The organism is Aquirufa nivalisilvae (genome assembly GCF_004307455.1).
Taxonomy (GTDB): domain Bacteria; phylum Bacteroidota; class Bacteroidia; order Cytophagales; family Spirosomataceae; genus Aquirufa; species Aquirufa nivalisilvae.
In genome coordinates, this window is record NZ_SEWX01000001.1 from 685,794 (window position 1) to 700,024 (window position 14,231).

The window sequence follows — 14,231 nt, forward strand, 5'->3', positions numbered from 1 at the left end:
AGGCTTATTTCTGAGCCTTTACTCCTGTTGTTCCTCCTTGTGCTAAAGTGATATCAACGGGTACATTGGACTTCCAACTTCCTCGTGTAAAATCAGGGACATTCATGGAGCGAGATCTGTTTTTAACGGACATCTCACTTAATGGTCCAATAGAGCTCCAGGCAGCTGCATCATAAACGTTTTGATCCAAAGGTAATCCATTGCGTAAGCAATCAATCAGGCGCCAATCCATCATAAAGTCCATTCCACCATGCCCGCCAATTTGTTTGGCTAGTTCACCAATCTTAGCGACAATCGGAGGGGCATATTTTTTCTCCAATTCAGCCATTTCAGCAGCCGAAATCCAATTGTGATGGTGGTCTGAAATTTTCGCATCCGGATATTTGACTGCCATACCTTTGGTTCCGCTCAATAAGTGAATACGAGAATATGGTCGTGGAGTAGAAACGTCGTGTTGTACCATCATCGTTTTGCCTTTTATGGTTCGGATGGTGGTGGTATTCATGTTTCCACGGAAACTTTTGTTCGTGAATTGTTGGTAGAAAGGGTCCTTGGCTGCCAATTCCACAGCACGTGGGTGCATGGAGAAATCATTGGTTGACGTAGATACCAAATAATCCATTTGATCTCCTCTGTTGATATCCAATAATTGACAAATAGGTCCTAATCCGTGTGTTGGATATAGATTACCATTGCGTAGATTTTCTTTCAATCTCCAGCTTTGGTAATAGGTACTTTGGGTGAAATTATGATCTAATAAATCATGTAAATAAGCTCCTTCCGCATGGATTATTTCGCCAAAATATCCCTGACGTGCCATGTTGAGGGTCAATAATTCAAAGAAGTCATAACAACAGTTCTCCAGCATCATGCAATGCTTTTTCGTCTTTTCTGATGTCTCAACCAATTGCCAGCATTCTTCCAAAGTTGTGGCTGCAGGAACTTCCACGGCCACATGTTTTCCTTGTTTCATGGCATAAACGGCCATTGGGGTATGTAAATGCCAAGGAGTAGCGATGTAGATCAAATCAATATCAGGGCGGTCGCACATGGCTTTCCAAGCTTCCTCTTTTTCGGTATAGACAATGGGCTGAATTCCCATTTTACCTAAAGCATTGAGAGCGGCATCTGTCTTTTCTTTTCTGATATCACAAACAGCAACAGTCTTTACTCCGTCAATGCGGTTAACCCGTGTGATTGCTCCGGAACCGCGGTTCCCTAATCCGATAAATCCAATGCGGACCGTTTCAATTTTAGGGGCAGCGTAGCCCGACATGTTAAATGCTTGTTTGCCTTGCTCTACCTGCATGCTGGTAGCCAAGTCTTTGATTTCCCATTTGGCAGATCCACCCAGTGCGGCTAATCCACTCAATTTGAGAAAATCTCTTCGATTATTATTCATAGTGTTTTAATAGGTTTTTGGTCAAATTATATAGCTTGAGAGTCGATCACTTGAACCTTCCCCCAAAGATGCTTGTTGTCATCGATGAACTTCTTGTGCAAAGGATGGTATAAATATTCTTTTTCTTTTTCGGCATTAGCAAAAGTCAATACCACAGAAAAAGTATAACTTCCCTCGGTAACAGGTTTGTCAAAATCCGTAATGATGGGTTTGCCAACATGGGCTGACTGTATCATGGGAAGACCTCCCAGTGATTTGAGGGCTTTGAATAGTTGGGTTTTTTCGGCTTCGTTGTTGGGGTTTTTAGCCCAAAACAATACATGGTGGATGAAGTTCATAGAAGGAGTAGCTGCTGAACCTGTTAGTGCTGAACCTGCGGCTAAAAGGCCAGATTGTTGTAAAAATTCGCGACGATTGTTCATGTGTTCATTTAAATTTAAACTCAAATTATTATAATTCAATTCTACCATGAAAAATTCAAAAATCAAAGTAATCGTAACGGGGGTTACCGGTATGGTGGGGGAAGGCGTCATGCACGAATGTTTACTTTCACCTCATGTGGAAGAAGTATTGGTCATTAGTCGCCGTCCATCAGGCAAATCTCATCCGAAATTAAAAGAGATTATTTTGAAGGATTTTTATCAAACGGAAGAGTTAGAAGATCAAGTAAAGGGATATGATGCTTGTTATTTTTGTTTAGGAGTTACTTCCATTGGCAAAAATGAGGCGGAGTATACCAAATTGACCTACGACTTAACTTTGGGTTTTGCTAAATCCTTAGAAAAACATAATCCCGAATTAACGTTTGTTTATGTATCAGGAAAAAGCACAGATTCCACAGAAAAAGGAAGTTTGATGTGGGCTAGAGTCAAAGGAAAGACAGAAAATGATCTTAAGAAATTACATTTTAAATCGGCTTATGCATTTAGACCTGGAATGATTCATCCTATCCCAGGCTTGCAACATGCTTTGCCGTTTTATAAATATATTAATTGGATGTACCCATTTTTACGTTGGGTAGCTCCGAATATGGTATGTACTTTGAAGGAGTTAGGGCAAGCAATGTTGGCTGTTACGATTCAGGGATATGACAAAACCACCATAGAAGTGGCAGATATTGTTCATTTAGCAAAAGTTCTCGAGGAGGAATAGCCAATTTTTTCCCTGAATTTGGCTAATTTTATAGGAAATAAATGTAATACCGTGAATAAGAAAGTTGTACTAATGATATTAGATGGTTGGGGCATTGCTACCAACCCCAAGGTTTCTGCCATAGATGCAGCCAATATCCCTTTTGTTAAATCTTTGTATACTCAATACCCTCATTCTAAATTGGAGGCGTCTGGTTTAGCTGTTGGCCTTCCTGAAGGTCAAATGGGGAACTCAGAAGTTGGTCACATGAACTTAGGGGCTGGTCGTATTGTCTACCAAAATTTGGTTAGGATTAATAAAGCAGTGACTGAAAATACCTTAGGTCAAGAGCCTGAATTAGCGAAAGCTTTCGAATATGCTAAAAAAGAAGGTAAAGCAGTGCACTTCATGGGTCTTGTTTCTGACGGTGGAGTTCACGCACATATTGAGCATTTAAAGTCTTTATTAAGTACAGCTCAAGAAGCACAATTGCCACATGTTTTTGTTCATGCGTTTACGGATGGACGAGATACTGATCCTAAGTCTGGATTGAAGTTCATGACAGATTTAGTTCAACATTGTGATAAGACCGGCGCTCATGTAGCCTCAGTTACTGGCCGTTATTTTGCTATGGACCGTGATAATCGTTGGGAGCGTGTGGCTTTAGCTTACCATGCCATGGTAAATGCTGAAGGTCATTTGACGCAAGACGTCATTCAGTCCATAAAGGATAGCTATGCCGCTGATGTAACAGATGAATTTATTAAACCAATCATTGCAACGGATGCCCAAGGTACTCCACTGGCTAAAATTGCTGAAGGAGATGTGGTGATTTGTTTCAATTTCCGTACTGACCGTGGACGGGAAATAACGCAAGCTTTGACGCAGAAAGATTTCCATGAGGAAAATATGCATCGTTTGAACTTGTATTATTTGACTATGACGGAATACGACAAAGAGTTTAATAACGTGCATGTCATATTCAATGATTCTAACTTACCGATGACCTTAGGTGAGGTGTTAGAAGGAGCGGGTAAAAAGCAAATTCGTATTGCAGAAACAGAAAAGTATCCACACGTTACCTTTTTCTTTTCAGGAGGTCGTGAGACGCCGTTTGTGGGTCAAACGAATATCTTAAGAAATTCTCCTAAGGTGGCAACCTATGATTTACAGCCTGAAATGTCAGCTGCTGATTTAAGGGATGCTTTGATTCCTGAACTGGAAAAAGAAGAAGTTGATTTTGTGTGTTTGAATTTTGCTAATCCAGATATGGTGGGTCATACAGGTGTTTTCCCTGCTGTAGTTAAAGCAGTAGAAACTGTAGACCAATGTGCAGAAGCAGTTGTGAAAGCAGGTTTAGCTCATGGGTATAGTTTTATCATCATTGCTGATCATGGAAATGCTGATGTGATGATTAATGAAGATGGTTCACCGAATACGGCACACTCCACTAATTTGGTCCCGTGTATTTTAGTCGATGCACATGACCACCCTACCTTGTCAAACGGAAAGTTAGGTGATATTGCCCCAACAATCTTAAAGTTAATGGGAGTAGAGCAACCTAAAGAAATGACAGGAGTTGCGTTATTTTAATTAATTTCTGTCACATTTACGTTTTTGTATTTGAATCATTGGATCGATTGAATATATGGGAAAGGTTATCATTTTTGGAAATACACAGTCAGCCGAGTTAGCTTTATATTATTTACAAAATGACAGTGAGCATGAAGTAGCAGGTTTCACTGTGGAAGAACAGTATATTAAAGAGCCCGAATTTCATGGATTGCCCTTAGTGCCATTTGAAACGGTAGAAAAGCAATTCTCACCTTCGGAATACTTGTTTTTTGCGCCTATGACAGCGGCTGGGATGAATCAAGTTCGGGCAAGGGTGTATGAGCAAGGTTTAGAAAAAGGGTATAAATACATTTCCTATATCAGTTCTCGTGCCACCGTTTTGACGGATAAAATTGGAGAAAACTGTTTCATTTTGGAAGATAATACGATTCAGCCTTATGTGCAGATTGGAAACAACTGTGTGTTATGGTCGGGCAACCACATTGGACATCATAGTCGTATTGGGAATCATGTATTTTTTACTTCCCAAATAGTCCTTTCTGGTAATTGTCAAGTGAATGACTATTGTTTCTTTGGCGTTAATGCTACTATTCGTGATAGCTCAGTAATTGGCGAAGGTACCTTCGTTAGTATGGGTGCTACGGTCATGAAACAAAGAACTGATCCTTGGAGTGTTTGGAAAGGAAATGCGGCGGAGAAATCAACGATTTCCAGTAAGGATTTGAAGTTTTAATTTCCTAACGCTGTCAAGGTTCCAAACCTTGACAGCGTTGTGGAAAACGATTCAGATTTAACCATATTGTCCAAGAAATTGATAATCAAAATTAACGAATACAAATCTTATCTTATCGGTAAAGACATAAAAAAAGCTCCCATTTGCTGGGAGCTTTTTTGTTAGGGTTCCAAAGGTTTATTTTCTTCATCGACGATGACAAAAATATCTTCATTGGGTCGTTTCATTAGATATTTTTCACGCGCATATTTTTCCAACAAGGCTGGGTTTCCGACCACCATTCGGCGCTCTTTTTCCAATTCTTTTAATTTTTGTTGGTAAAAGGCTTTCTCATTCTTCATCACTCTAAGTTCGTTCCACAGACGGTATTGTACCCGAAGGTCATTAGTATCTAAAAAGAACATCCAAACCAGCATAATACTAGTAGAGATTACATAGAAGCGATATTTTCCAAGAAAAAGCCCTTTAACGCGATCCATGATCTTAGAAATTCAAACCTGGGAAATAAGCGTTAGCACCTAATTCTTCCTCAATACGAAGCAATTGGTTGTATTTAGCCATACGGTCAGAACGTGAAGCAGAACCAGTTTTGATTTGACCTGTATTTAAAGCTACAGCCAAGTCAGCGATGGTCGCATCTTCAGTTTCTCCTGAACGGTGTGACATGATGTTTTTGTATGAATTACGTTTAGCTAGGTTAACTGTATCAATTGTTTCAGTTAAAGAACCGATTTGGTTTACTTTCACTAAAACAGCATTAGCTACACCTTGCTCAATACCTTGTTGTAAACGCTTCACATTCGTAACGAATAAATCGTCACCAACTAATTGACACTTAGAACCGATCAATTTAGTTTGCTCAGCCCAACCAGCCCAATCATCTTCAGCCATACCATCTTCAATCGAAATGATTGGGTATTTGTTCACCCAAGTCTGCCAATAAGCAGCCATTTCCATATTGTTCAATTGTTTACCATCAGATTTTTTGAAAGTATACAATCCAGTTTTCTCATCAAAGAATTCTGATGAAGCAGCATCCATAGCAATGAAGATTTCCTCACCTGGTTTGTAACCTGCTTTTTCAATCGATTGTAAAACGATTTCGATAGCCTCTTCGTTTGACTTGATGTTTGGTGCAAAACCACCTTCATCTCCTACGTTGGTTGAATATCCTTTGCTTTTCAATACTCCTTTCAAAGCATGGAAAACCTCTGTACCCATACGTAATGCATGTGAGAAACTTTCTGCCTTAGCTGGCATTACCATAAACTCTTGGAAGTCGATGCTATTATCAGCGTGAGAACCACCATTTAAGATGTTCATCATAGGCACAGGAAGCGTATTAGCATTTACTCCACCGATGTAACGGTAAAGTGGAAGACCTGCTTCTTGAGCTGCAGCTTTAGCTACTGCCATAGAAACACCTAAAATAGCATTAGCTCCTAATTTTCCTTTGTTATGTGTACCGTCTAATTCGATCATCAAACGGTCGATCATGTTCTGCTCAGATACCTCTAGGCCCCATAATTCCTCTGCGATAGTTGTGTTTACGTTTTCTACGGCTTTTAAAACGCCTTTTCCTACATAAACAGATTTATCTTCATCGCGTAATTCCACTGCTTCATGGATACCTGTAGAGGCTCCAGAAGGAACGGCTGCACGACCGAAAGCACCATCTTCTGTTTTGATGTCTACTTCGATTGTGGGATTTCCACGTGAATCTAAAATTTGTCTTGCGTGAACGTACTGTATTGCACTCATCGTATAATTATTATTGTGAATAAATGGATTACGTTGTAATTGATTAAATTGCCCTGCAAAATAACGTAATTTTTAGATAAAATCACTGATTTACCGAAAGTCAGCTGCTTAAATCGCTGATAATTAATCAAATAATAATGAAAGCTAAATTTCTTTTTTCCTCATTTTTCACTTTTACACTTCTTTTTTCTTCACAGCTAAATGCTCAGACAGCTGAGGTAGAGGTCTTTGAAAAAAAGATTCAAGAGACTCCTAATGCAATATTGTTGGATGTGAGAACATCTGGCGAATTTGGTGGAGGCCATTTGCCCAAGGCAACAAATATTGATTTCCGTTCTGCTGATTTTGCGGAGCAAATTAAGAAATTGTCCAAGGATAAGCCTGTACTTATTTACTGCCTTTCAGGAGGACGCTCGGCACAAGCAGCAGAATTAATGCGTAAAGAAGGATTCCAAGTGACAGAATTGAAGGGAGGGTATTTGAAATGGACGACTAAATTGAAACCTTTGGAAGGTGTGCCTATTGTGGCTCATGACAAAGGTTGGGATTTAGCTGATTTTACTAAGAAGATTCAAACAGAAAAGGCCGTAGTGGTGGATTTTTATGCCAAATGGTGTGCTCCATGTCTTAAAATGATGCCTACTGTAGATAAACTTACCCAAGATTATTCGAGCAAGGTAACTGTCTTAAAAGTAGAGGCTGATGGTAATCAAGCCATTTTACAATCCTTTGGAATTGACGAAATCCCGAGCTTTTTGGTTTTCCAAGGTGGAAAATTGCTCCAAAAAACATCGGGATTCCGCGAAGAAGCTCAATTAAAAGAGCTTTTTGATCAATCTATTGGGACCATTCGGTAGGTTGTCTTTCCCAGCGATGATTTTTAAGTTCTTCCAAAAGGCTAGGAGCTAAACCCTGGCCGTCAGAAGTACCAATGTTGCTTTTCACATGCTTTAATTTTCTCATGCCAGGGATAATGGTTCCCACATCTGGATTCGATAAGATAAAGCGAAGAGCCATTTCGGGCATGTCCATATTCACTGGGACCAATGGTTTTAACGCATTCGCGTGATCCACACTGGAGGTTAAGTTTTCTGGAACGAAATACGTTGAACGCCAATCGTCGGCAGGGAAAGTGGTATTATAATCCAATAAGCCCGTTAAGCTTCCTTCATCCAATGGTACACGTGCAATGATACCAATGTCTAATTTTTGACAAAGTGGGAACAGTTGGTCTTCAGGGTTTTGGTCAAAGATGTTGTAAATCACCTGTACTGAAGAAAACAAGTTGGTTTCCAGTGAGCGCAGGCAGTTATTCGGTTCCCAACGGTTGACAGAGATTCCCCAATGTTTGACCTTCCCTTCTTGCGTTAATTTTTGAACTGCTTCTTTCCAATCGTCATTATCTGCCCATGCATCTTCCCAAACGTGGAATTGCTGTAAATCAATTTGCTCTACACCTAAGTTTTTCAAGCTTTTTTCCGTGTATTCAATGATGTGCTGAGCAGGGAAACAATCCTTTAATTCGAAATGTGATTTGGAAGGCCAAATAAAGTTTTTAGGTGGAATTTTAGTGGCGGCATATAATTGTTTTTCGGCATGTTTTTTAAGCAATGAACCTAAAATTTGTTCAGATAATCCTTCTCCATAGCCCCATGCTGTATCAAAGAAATTACAGCCTAATTCTACGGATAATTCCAAGGATTTTTGAACTTCATTATCGTCGGAACCTGTCCAACCGGCTAAGCCCCACATGCCGTAGCCTACCTCACTTATTTGCCAATTTGTTTTGCCAAAACGTCTGTATTTCATGTCGTGATTTTTTTCTTAAAGGTAAGGATTTTCTAAGAGCCGCCTGACCTGAAAAATAAGTATTTGGGTATATTTTGGAATATGTTTTAATCAAGTTTTAGTTAAAATTTTTGACAAATTATGTTTGAACAGGTTCTAGAATGTTAACAAATTGTTAAATTAAAATGCCCTAATTGTTATTTAAAAGCGTTAATAACACAAATAACGTGAATTATGAATTTTTATTTAAGAACATTGGGTAGCTTTACATCGTAAATGTTCCCTGTGTCAGTTTAATCTACTTAATTTATGAAAAATATAAAGCCTGTTTCTAGTGACGAGAAGTTATTGATAAATTTAGGAACCTTTAAAGTTTGCCCTAGTTGTATTCTTTTTATTCGAGGAGAAGGAAACTATTCCAATATATTTCTGAAAGATGGTCGTAAGGTTCTTTCTTGTCGGACCTTGAAATTTTTTGAAACTTTATTACAAGATTATGGATTCATTCGCCCATCCAAATCAGCATTAGTTAATCCAACATGTATTTCATCTGTAGATTTAAAATACGGTAAAGTGATTAAGTTGACGAATGATGTCAATATCTCTATTTCTCGTCGCCAAGTACGACCTTTGCGCGACTTCCTAAGTAATCATGCTTTAGCTGGGGCATCGTAGAACTTCTTAATCTACGTAAGTTTCTCGCATTATTTTTTTCAGTTCGATCATCTCACTGGCGTCTAGAAATTCCAATGTTTTGATGATGCGTTTTCTGTCAATGGTGCGGATTTGGTCCAGTACGACCCAGCCTTGAGTATCATTAAAAATGACAGGAACTCGAGTTGGATAAGTTTTACTTTGAGTAGTCATGGGTGCAATGACGATAGTCTGCAAATATTGATTCATCTCATTTGGAGAAATAACAACACACGGACACGTTTTTTTCATTTCACTTCCTTGCGTGGGATCCAAATTGACAAGCACGATTTGGTATTGCTTTATTTCCATGCTTCTAAGGATTCATCTTCGAATACATCGGGTATCAGTAATTGATCTTCTTGGTTTTCACTCATTTGTCGGAATGCCTCAGTCCAGCCTTTTCTAGCCTTTTGAATAGGTTTTAAAACAATGCAATCTTCCTGTAAAATGAGTTCAATGCTGTCTTCTATTTGATATTTTTCGAGCATTGTTTTCGAAAGACGTATGCCTTTGGAGTTTCCTATGGGTATAATGGATATTTTCATATGAACATTTTTGTAATTACAAAGTTATTACAAAAATGAATATTCCAATGTATTTAACTTAGTCTTTCAGAGTATGAATCAGAGCTTACTATCATTTACATGATCTAGATTGATTCGAATTTGAGCATTGAATTTGATAAAATCTAGCTGCTAGGAAAATATACAGTTTGTTGATAATTGGTCGGATTAATATTCTTTTAATTGTCTCTTTGGAAAAAATTATAAAGCTTGTCCTTATTTGAATAACTCCTTTATCGTTTTCATGGCTATGAACATTTTGCTACTATCGGGTAATGAAATGAAACCAAATTGTTCATAGAAGATGCTGGCTTCTGAATCGATGGGATCCACTACAACGGCGAATGAGCCCATTACAATAGAAGCTTCCAAACATCTTTTGAGTGCATCAATAAGTAAGATTTTTCCTAATCCCTTACCCTGAAATTTATTATCTATGGCAAGTCGTCCTACAAGACTAATGGGAATAGAAGTGTAAGAGGGAGGAAGTTTTTTTTGGATGTACTCAGGGAAATGATGTAATGGAATGCTATAATTGGAGAGTGTATAGAAACCTTGAATCAGGTTTGATTTGGGTTCGGCCAATATAAAACACGCAGCAAGTTTCCTTTTGACATCTTGTGAAGCTTGTGTTTTTAGATAGTTGTTAAGTAAGTCTTTCCCGCAATCAAAGTCGGCTCGTTTGTGTTTGGAATTAAGTAATTCAATCATGGCTAAAGCTTAGCTGACCATTGTTGGTATTCTTTCAAGGCTTTCTTCAAACTTTCTTTGGGTTTATTAGCATGTGTTATGGCGTCAAAAAATAATTGAGCATCCTTTTCACTGGCAAGAATCAACTCTTGTTGCTGGATGATCTCTTGAGCTTTTTCTTGAGCAGATTGAAATACAAAATCACTGAGATTTCGGTAACCACCTAGTGTTGCTGCTTTTTCAAACAATTGTTTTTGCTCTTTGGGAAGCCTTGCATCAAACCGACTTTGTTCTTTTATGCTGCTTTTCATTCTTTCCATTTTTCACAAATGTACGTATTTTGTACGTACAAAAATAGTATTTTTAAGTTAGGTTATTTTTCTGAATTCATTGTAAAATAGTCAAATTGAATTGATTCAATCTAGTATACTGAAAAGATAATCAGTTAATTGATTGTTGCGTTTGGGATTTCAAATCTTGAAAGTGAAACTTTTTGAAATAGGGCATCAAATTCAGTAGGATTAATCCGCCAGTAAAAAACTTATTCCCCAATTCATTTCATTTATTTCTACGAATAGTTAAATTCGTGGATATCTATTTTATCATATTAATACAATGGAAAGAAGAATATTTTTAAAAGGCTTAGCCTTAGGAGTTTCGGGCCTATACGCTCACTCCAGCCTTGCAGCCAATCCTTATTTAGGACCTTTGGGTGTACAACTATACACTGTCCGTGACGCCGTAGCCAAAGACCTAGAAGGATCCTTGGAGAAATTGGCTGGACTTGGATATAAAAACCTAGAAATCTACGGATACAATGGTACTTTCTTTGGCAAAACGGCCCATGAATTTAAAACCATTCTAGATCGTGTGGGCTTAAAAGTAGTTAGCTCTCACCATACTTCAGGTATCGCTATCAAATCCAAAGGTACATTGTCTGACGGATGGCAAAAGGCTGTAGAAGATTTACACCACGTGGGTGCAGAGTTCATGGTATGTGCATTCTTATTCCCGAATGAGCGTAGTGCAGATCATTACAAGGCCCTACCAAGTTTATTGACTAGCTCTGGAGAAGCCACTAAATCGGCAGGTATCCAGTTCGCCTACCATAATCACGATTTTGAATTTGTGAAGTCGGCAGATTTTGTTCCTTACGATTTCATTTTACAAAATACTTCGCCTGATTTGGTGAAAATGGAAGCTGACTTATATTGGTTTGGTCGTGCGGGTATAGACCCAGTTGCTTATTTTGAGAAACACCCAGGTCGTTTCCCTCTATGGCACGTCAAAGATATGGAAGCAGGAACTAAGGTATTTACTGAGGTTGGAAATGGTACCATTGATTTTGATCGCATCTTCGCAGCTAGAAAGGCAGCTGGCTTGAAATACTGGTTTGTAGAACAAGATGTAAGTAAGCGTGATCCTTTTGAAAGCTTAAAAATCAGTCGTGATTATTTAGCGAAGAAGAATTTTTAGGATTCTTTTTCTTCCATAAATGGTTCCCAAAAGCTAGGATTGTACTTTTCCCAAGCGTGGCAACCAAAGGGTAATTTCCCTGCATTGAGCTGAAGGCTGATTTGTGGGTTTTGTTCAAAGGCAAATGCCAAGGCCTCTTTCCAAGTAGGTAATTTGAGCAAGAAGCGAAGGGGAAAAGCTCTTTTATGGTAAACAGAAAAAAGCGAATCTTCGTTGGCTGGCCATGTGCCGAACAGCCGATGATACCAGTTTAAAAATTTGATAATGGGGGCCACTTTTCGTAAGGATAGGCCCCCATTCATCATAATGGGCTCTATCAGCGGCCATTGAAAAGCGTCCTTATTTTCCCAATGTTTCTTCTTTAATTTGGGTGCTCCAATATAATCATAGCCTTTTTGGCACCAAGCTACCAATTCATCTTGGAACACGTAGGCATCTAATTGATAGATTAGAATAAATTCATGTTGGCTAAAACGCGCGTAAAAAGCTGGGTCAATCAATAAATGATTGTAGGATTTGGTACTGGTAAAAAAAGATGGGGGGAAAAATTCTAATGATGCATCCGGAAAATATTCCTGTACATAGGGAGCTTTTAGCCCTTCTGGTAATACAAAATGGATGGGATAGTGGCCTAATATTTTTTTACACTGGAGCAAAGACTTTTGTTCCAATGCCGAAATGGATTCTTTGTAAATAGGAATAACGATTCCCACCAATGTTTGCATGTTATTCAACGATATCTCCTAATACTGGATGCCACCACTTGCCTCCGTCATGCAATTTATAACCTCCTTGCAAAACTCCTTTCAAAACGGGCCAAATTCTTAGTAATCGGTTATTGGCTAGCTTGGCGCGCATTTGGTAATGTAACATCCGACTGGCCACTTTTTCCAAGGCATTTTCAGGAGCTTTTCCACTGGCTTTCAGGTAAGTGTATAGGGCAGAGGAATCGGTTGCTTTTTTCTCGATCTGAACTAATTTAGCCTTTCTAGAACGCTTGAAACGATCCAAGAGCGAGACTGCCTTTTTTTCGCTTTTGAGGCCCACCTGTTGGCTATCATGTTCTCTATATTGGATTAAAGGCTCTTTTACAAAAGCAATTCGATTGGTCATGGACAAATACAAGGCGATCCAGCCATCGTGAATCAGTTCAGGAATGATGTGTGGGGTTGGGAACACTTCTTTTTTTACCTGAGAGCGAATGGCTAATGTGGCACCTGTAACGACATAGCCTTTTAATAAAATATCAAATGAGTTGCCTGATTTCCAAAGTTCTTGTAATGGCTCAATGAATTCTATTTGTTCGAAGCTAGTTTTACCCGTAGGTTTTCCGGCCCGGTCAATCATGATGGCATTGGAGAAAACGGCATCTATTTCAGGATAATTTTCGAAATAGCGAACTAAGGTTTCTACTTTATGGGGCAACCATAGGTCGTCCTGATCACTAAAAAAAATGAGGTCTCCACTACATGCCTGCACACACATTTCAAAGTTCTTGCTACTTCCTACATTCTTTTCGTTTTGATGAATGTGTACTTGGAAAGGCACTTTTTGTTTGAAGGCTTCTAAAATTTCAATGCTTTTGTCACTTGAACCATCGTCAAAAACAACGAGCTCATGTATGGCTTGAGTCTGTGAAGCTATACTTTCCAGTTGGTATGGGAGGTATTTTTCGCCGTTATAGGTACAAAGAGCAACTGAAATATGGGGCATTCAAACAGATTAAAAATTCAATATAAGGAAATAACGCTGTTTACATAGGAACGTAAACCACTTTTTTAGTCTCAAAATATTCTTCGTTGAAGATTTCTCCCAACTCAAATATCTTATGTTTTTTACCAAATTCGGCCAATTCTTCTGTTAAATCTCCACCTTTTAAACAAAATATGCCATTTCTCTGGGTATGAAAATGGTTAGGACTAATCTTGTTTTTGACCCAATAATAAAACGGGGTGATACGAGTAACGGCTCTACTGACAACAAACTCAAAGTCTTGATCTAGGTCTTCAGCTCTAGTGTGTAGAGCAGTGACATTCTCTAGACCCAGCGATGAAGCTACGCCTTCTACTACTTTGATTTTTTTACCGATACTATCTACTAAGGTAAATGTACATTGAGGAAATAAAATAGCTAAAGGAATGCCAGGGAAGCCACCGCCTGTTCCTACGTCAAGGATTTCAGTGCCTGGTCGGAAATTAATGATTTTAGCTATTCCTAAAGAATGAAGCACATGATGTAACATCAGGTTATCGATATCTTTTCTAGAAATCACATTGATTTTTTCATTCCATTCTTGGTATAAAGGATAGAGCATTTCGAATTGCTCCAATTGTTTGGATGTCAGTTCTGGAAAGTAATTTTTGATGATATCGGCTTTCATTTCTTTTTCAAAGTGCAAAGATACGTAAATGCCTTG

18 protein-coding genes are annotated in these 14,231 nt (G+C 38.6%); 6 read left to right on the top strand and 12 right to left on the bottom strand.

Annotated elements, in window-relative coordinates:
* Positions 1–4 precede the first annotated feature (4 nt).
* Both EWU22_RS02915 and EWU22_RS02920 read right to left on the bottom strand, forming a co-directional pair.
* A complete protein-coding gene (locus tag EWU22_RS02915; protein ID WP_130924336.1) occupies positions 5–1,402 on the bottom strand; it encodes a Gfo/Idh/MocA family protein in 1,398 nt (465 codons plus the stop codon).
* Positions 1,403–1,428: 26 nt separating this feature from the next.
* Positions 1,429–1,824 (bottom strand): Dabb family protein, encoded by a 396-nt coding sequence (locus EWU22_RS02920; protein WP_161566777.1) that lies wholly within the window; start codon positions 1,822–1,824, stop codon positions 1,429–1,431.
* Between the two features lie 46 nt (positions 1,825–1,870).
* Here EWU22_RS02920 and EWU22_RS02925 point away from each other — a divergent pair, with 46 nt between their 5' ends.
* The 3 genes from EWU22_RS02925 to EWU22_RS02935 are packed head-to-tail and all read left to right on the top strand — an operon-like array spanning position 1,871 to position 4,841.
* Positions 1,871–2,554, top strand: coding sequence for an NAD-dependent epimerase/dehydratase family protein (locus EWU22_RS02925; RefSeq protein WP_130924338.1), 684 nt, complete (start codon positions 1,871–1,873; stop codon positions 2,552–2,554).
* Positions 2,555–2,605: 51 nt separating this feature from the next.
* Positions 2,606–4,126: a 2,3-bisphosphoglycerate-independent phosphoglycerate mutase gene (gene gpmI / locus EWU22_RS02930; protein ID WP_130924339.1), complete on the top strand. Its 1,521-nt coding sequence runs from the start codon at positions 2,606–2,608 to the stop codon at positions 4,124–4,126.
* Between the two features lie 55 nt (positions 4,127–4,181).
* Complete coding sequence (locus EWU22_RS02935) at positions 4,182–4,841, top strand: acetyltransferase (RefSeq protein ID WP_109321893.1); 660 nt, start codon at positions 4,182–4,184, stop codon at positions 4,839–4,841.
* A gap of 161 nt (positions 4,842–5,002) precedes the next feature.
* Here the strand turns inward: EWU22_RS02935 and EWU22_RS02940 are convergent, their stop codons facing one another.
* Together EWU22_RS02940 and eno are read right to left on the bottom strand one after the other, a co-directional pair.
* Complete coding sequence (locus tag EWU22_RS02940; RefSeq protein ID WP_109321894.1) at positions 5,003–5,320, bottom strand: FtsB family cell division protein; 318 nt, start codon at positions 5,318–5,320, stop codon at positions 5,003–5,005.
* 4 nt (positions 5,321–5,324) lie between these two features.
* Entirely contained in the window at positions 5,325–6,602 is a 1,278-nt protein-coding gene (eno, locus tag EWU22_RS02945; protein ID WP_109321895.1) for a phosphopyruvate hydratase, read from the bottom strand.
* Between the two features lie 137 nt (positions 6,603–6,739).
* Here eno and EWU22_RS02950 point away from each other — a divergent pair, with 137 nt between their 5' ends.
* The gene (locus tag EWU22_RS02950) at positions 6,740–7,459 is read left to right on the top strand and encodes a thioredoxin domain-containing protein (RefSeq protein ID WP_130924340.1); all 720 of its coding nucleotides are present in this window, start codon (positions 6,740–6,742) and stop codon (positions 7,457–7,459) included.
* On the opposite strand, the gene EWU22_RS02955 is transcribed toward EWU22_RS02950, so the two are convergent.
* The gene (locus tag EWU22_RS02955; RefSeq protein WP_130924341.1) at positions 7,440–8,411 is read right to left on the bottom strand and encodes an aldo/keto reductase; all 972 of its coding nucleotides are present in this window, start codon (positions 8,409–8,411) and stop codon (positions 7,440–7,442) included. The genes EWU22_RS02950 and EWU22_RS02955 overlap by 20 nt on opposite strands.
* Positions 8,412–8,699: 288 nt before the next feature.
* Here EWU22_RS02955 and EWU22_RS02960 point away from each other — a divergent pair, with 288 nt between their 5' ends.
* Positions 8,700–9,065: a LytR/AlgR family response regulator transcription factor gene (locus EWU22_RS02960; protein WP_130924342.1), complete on the top strand. Its 366-nt coding sequence runs from the start codon at positions 8,700–8,702 to the stop codon at positions 9,063–9,065.
* A 6-nt stretch (positions 9,066–9,071) separates the two neighbouring features.
* Here EWU22_RS02960 and EWU22_RS02965 read toward each other — a convergent pair whose 3' ends face one another.
* From EWU22_RS02965 to EWU22_RS02980, 4 genes are all read right to left on the bottom strand, one after another.
* On the bottom strand, positions 9,072–9,395 hold the full coding sequence (locus EWU22_RS02965) for a type II toxin-antitoxin system PemK/MazF family toxin (RefSeq protein ID WP_130924343.1): 324 nt from the start codon (positions 9,393–9,395) through the stop codon (positions 9,072–9,074).
* Entirely contained in the window at positions 9,386–9,631 is a 246-nt protein-coding gene (locus EWU22_RS02970) for an AbrB/MazE/SpoVT family DNA-binding domain-containing protein (RefSeq protein ID WP_130924344.1), read from the bottom strand. Before EWU22_RS02970 ends, EWU22_RS02965 begins: the two co-directional genes overlap by 10 nt.
* Before the next feature lie 234 nt (positions 9,632–9,865).
* Positions 9,866–10,360, bottom strand: a complete 495-nt coding sequence (locus tag EWU22_RS02975; protein ID WP_130924345.1) for a GNAT family N-acetyltransferase — start codon at positions 10,358–10,360, stop codon at positions 9,866–9,868.
* 2 nt (positions 10,361–10,362) lie between these two features.
* Positions 10,363–10,650: a type II toxin-antitoxin system TacA family antitoxin gene (locus EWU22_RS02980; RefSeq protein WP_130924346.1), complete on the bottom strand. Its 288-nt coding sequence runs from the start codon at positions 10,648–10,650 to the stop codon at positions 10,363–10,365.
* Between the two features lie 304 nt (positions 10,651–10,954).
* Here EWU22_RS02980 and EWU22_RS02985 point away from each other — a divergent pair, with 304 nt between their 5' ends.
* On the top strand, positions 10,955–11,815 hold the full coding sequence (locus tag EWU22_RS02985) for a sugar phosphate isomerase/epimerase family protein (protein ID WP_109321903.1): 861 nt from the start codon (positions 10,955–10,957) through the stop codon (positions 11,813–11,815).
* Here the strand turns inward: EWU22_RS02985 and EWU22_RS02990 are convergent.
* From EWU22_RS02990 to rsmG, 3 genes are read right to left on the bottom strand one after another with little or no spacing between them, the layout of a single operon-like run.
* Positions 11,812–12,540 (bottom strand): DUF5672 family protein, encoded by a 729-nt coding sequence (locus EWU22_RS02990; RefSeq protein ID WP_130924347.1) that lies wholly within the window; start codon positions 12,538–12,540, stop codon positions 11,812–11,814. The genes EWU22_RS02985 and EWU22_RS02990 overlap by 4 nt on opposite strands.
* Before the next feature lies 1 nt (position 12,541).
* Positions 12,542–13,528: a glycosyltransferase family 2 protein gene (locus tag EWU22_RS02995; protein ID WP_130924348.1), complete on the bottom strand. Its 987-nt coding sequence runs from the start codon at positions 13,526–13,528 to the stop codon at positions 12,542–12,544.
* Between the two features lie 40 nt (positions 13,529–13,568).
* Entirely contained in the window at positions 13,569–14,195 is a 627-nt protein-coding gene (gene rsmG, locus EWU22_RS03000) for a 16S rRNA (guanine(527)-N(7))-methyltransferase RsmG (protein ID WP_130924349.1), read from the bottom strand.
* Positions 14,196–14,231: the final 36 nt, after the last annotated feature.

Bases quoted from the DNA above. Each gene is read 5' to 3' on its own strand.
- EWU22_RS02915 (WP_130924336.1), bottom strand. From the start codon at position 1,402: ATGAATAATAATCGAAGAGATTTTCTCAAATTGAGTGGATTAGCCGCA.
- EWU22_RS02920 (WP_161566777.1), bottom strand. From the start codon at position 1,824: ATGAACAATCGTCGCGAATTTTTACAACAATCTGGCCTTTTAGCCGCA.
- EWU22_RS02925 (WP_130924338.1), top strand. From the start codon at position 1,871: ATGAAAAATTCAAAAATCAAAGTAATCGTAACGGGGGTTACCGGTATG.
- EWU22_RS02935 (WP_109321893.1), top strand. From the start codon at position 4,182: ATGGGAAAGGTTATCATTTTTGGAAATACACAGTCAGCCGAGTTAGCT.
- EWU22_RS02940 (WP_109321894.1), bottom strand. From the start codon at position 5,320: ATGGATCGCGTTAAAGGGCTTTTTCTTGGAAAATATCGCTTCTATGTA.
- eno (WP_109321895.1), bottom strand. From the start codon at position 6,602: ATGAGTGCAATACAGTACGTTCACGCAAGACAAATTTTAGATTCACGT.
- EWU22_RS02950 (WP_130924340.1), top strand. From the start codon at position 6,740: ATGAAAGCTAAATTTCTTTTTTCCTCATTTTTCACTTTTACACTTCTT.
- EWU22_RS02955 (WP_130924341.1), bottom strand. From the start codon at position 8,411: ATGAAATACAGACGTTTTGGCAAAACAAATTGGCAAATAAGTGAGGTA.
- EWU22_RS02960 (WP_130924342.1), top strand. From the start codon at position 8,700: ATGAAAAATATAAAGCCTGTTTCTAGTGACGAGAAGTTATTGATAAAT.
- EWU22_RS02965 (WP_130924343.1), bottom strand. From the start codon at position 9,395: ATGGAAATAAAGCAATACCAAATCGTGCTTGTCAATTTGGATCCCACG.
- EWU22_RS02970 (WP_130924344.1), bottom strand. From the start codon at position 9,631: ATGAAAATATCCATTATACCCATAGGAAACTCCAAAGGCATACGTCTT.
- EWU22_RS02975 (WP_130924345.1), bottom strand. From the start codon at position 10,360: ATGATTGAATTACTTAATTCCAAACACAAACGAGCCGACTTTGATTGC.
- EWU22_RS02980 (WP_130924346.1), bottom strand. From the start codon at position 10,650: ATGAAAAGCAGCATAAAAGAACAAAGTCGGTTTGATGCAAGGCTTCCC.
- EWU22_RS02985 (WP_109321903.1), top strand. From the start codon at position 10,955: ATGGAAAGAAGAATATTTTTAAAAGGCTTAGCCTTAGGAGTTTCGGGC.
- EWU22_RS02990 (WP_130924347.1), bottom strand. From the start codon at position 12,540: ATGCAAACATTGGTGGGAATCGTTATTCCTATTTACAAAGAATCCATT.
- EWU22_RS02995 (WP_130924348.1), bottom strand. From the start codon at position 13,528: ATGCCCCATATTTCAGTTGCTCTTTGTACCTATAACGGCGAAAAATAC.
- rsmG (WP_130924349.1), bottom strand. From the start codon at position 14,195: ATGAAAGCCGATATCATCAAAAATTACTTTCCAGAACTGACATCCAAA.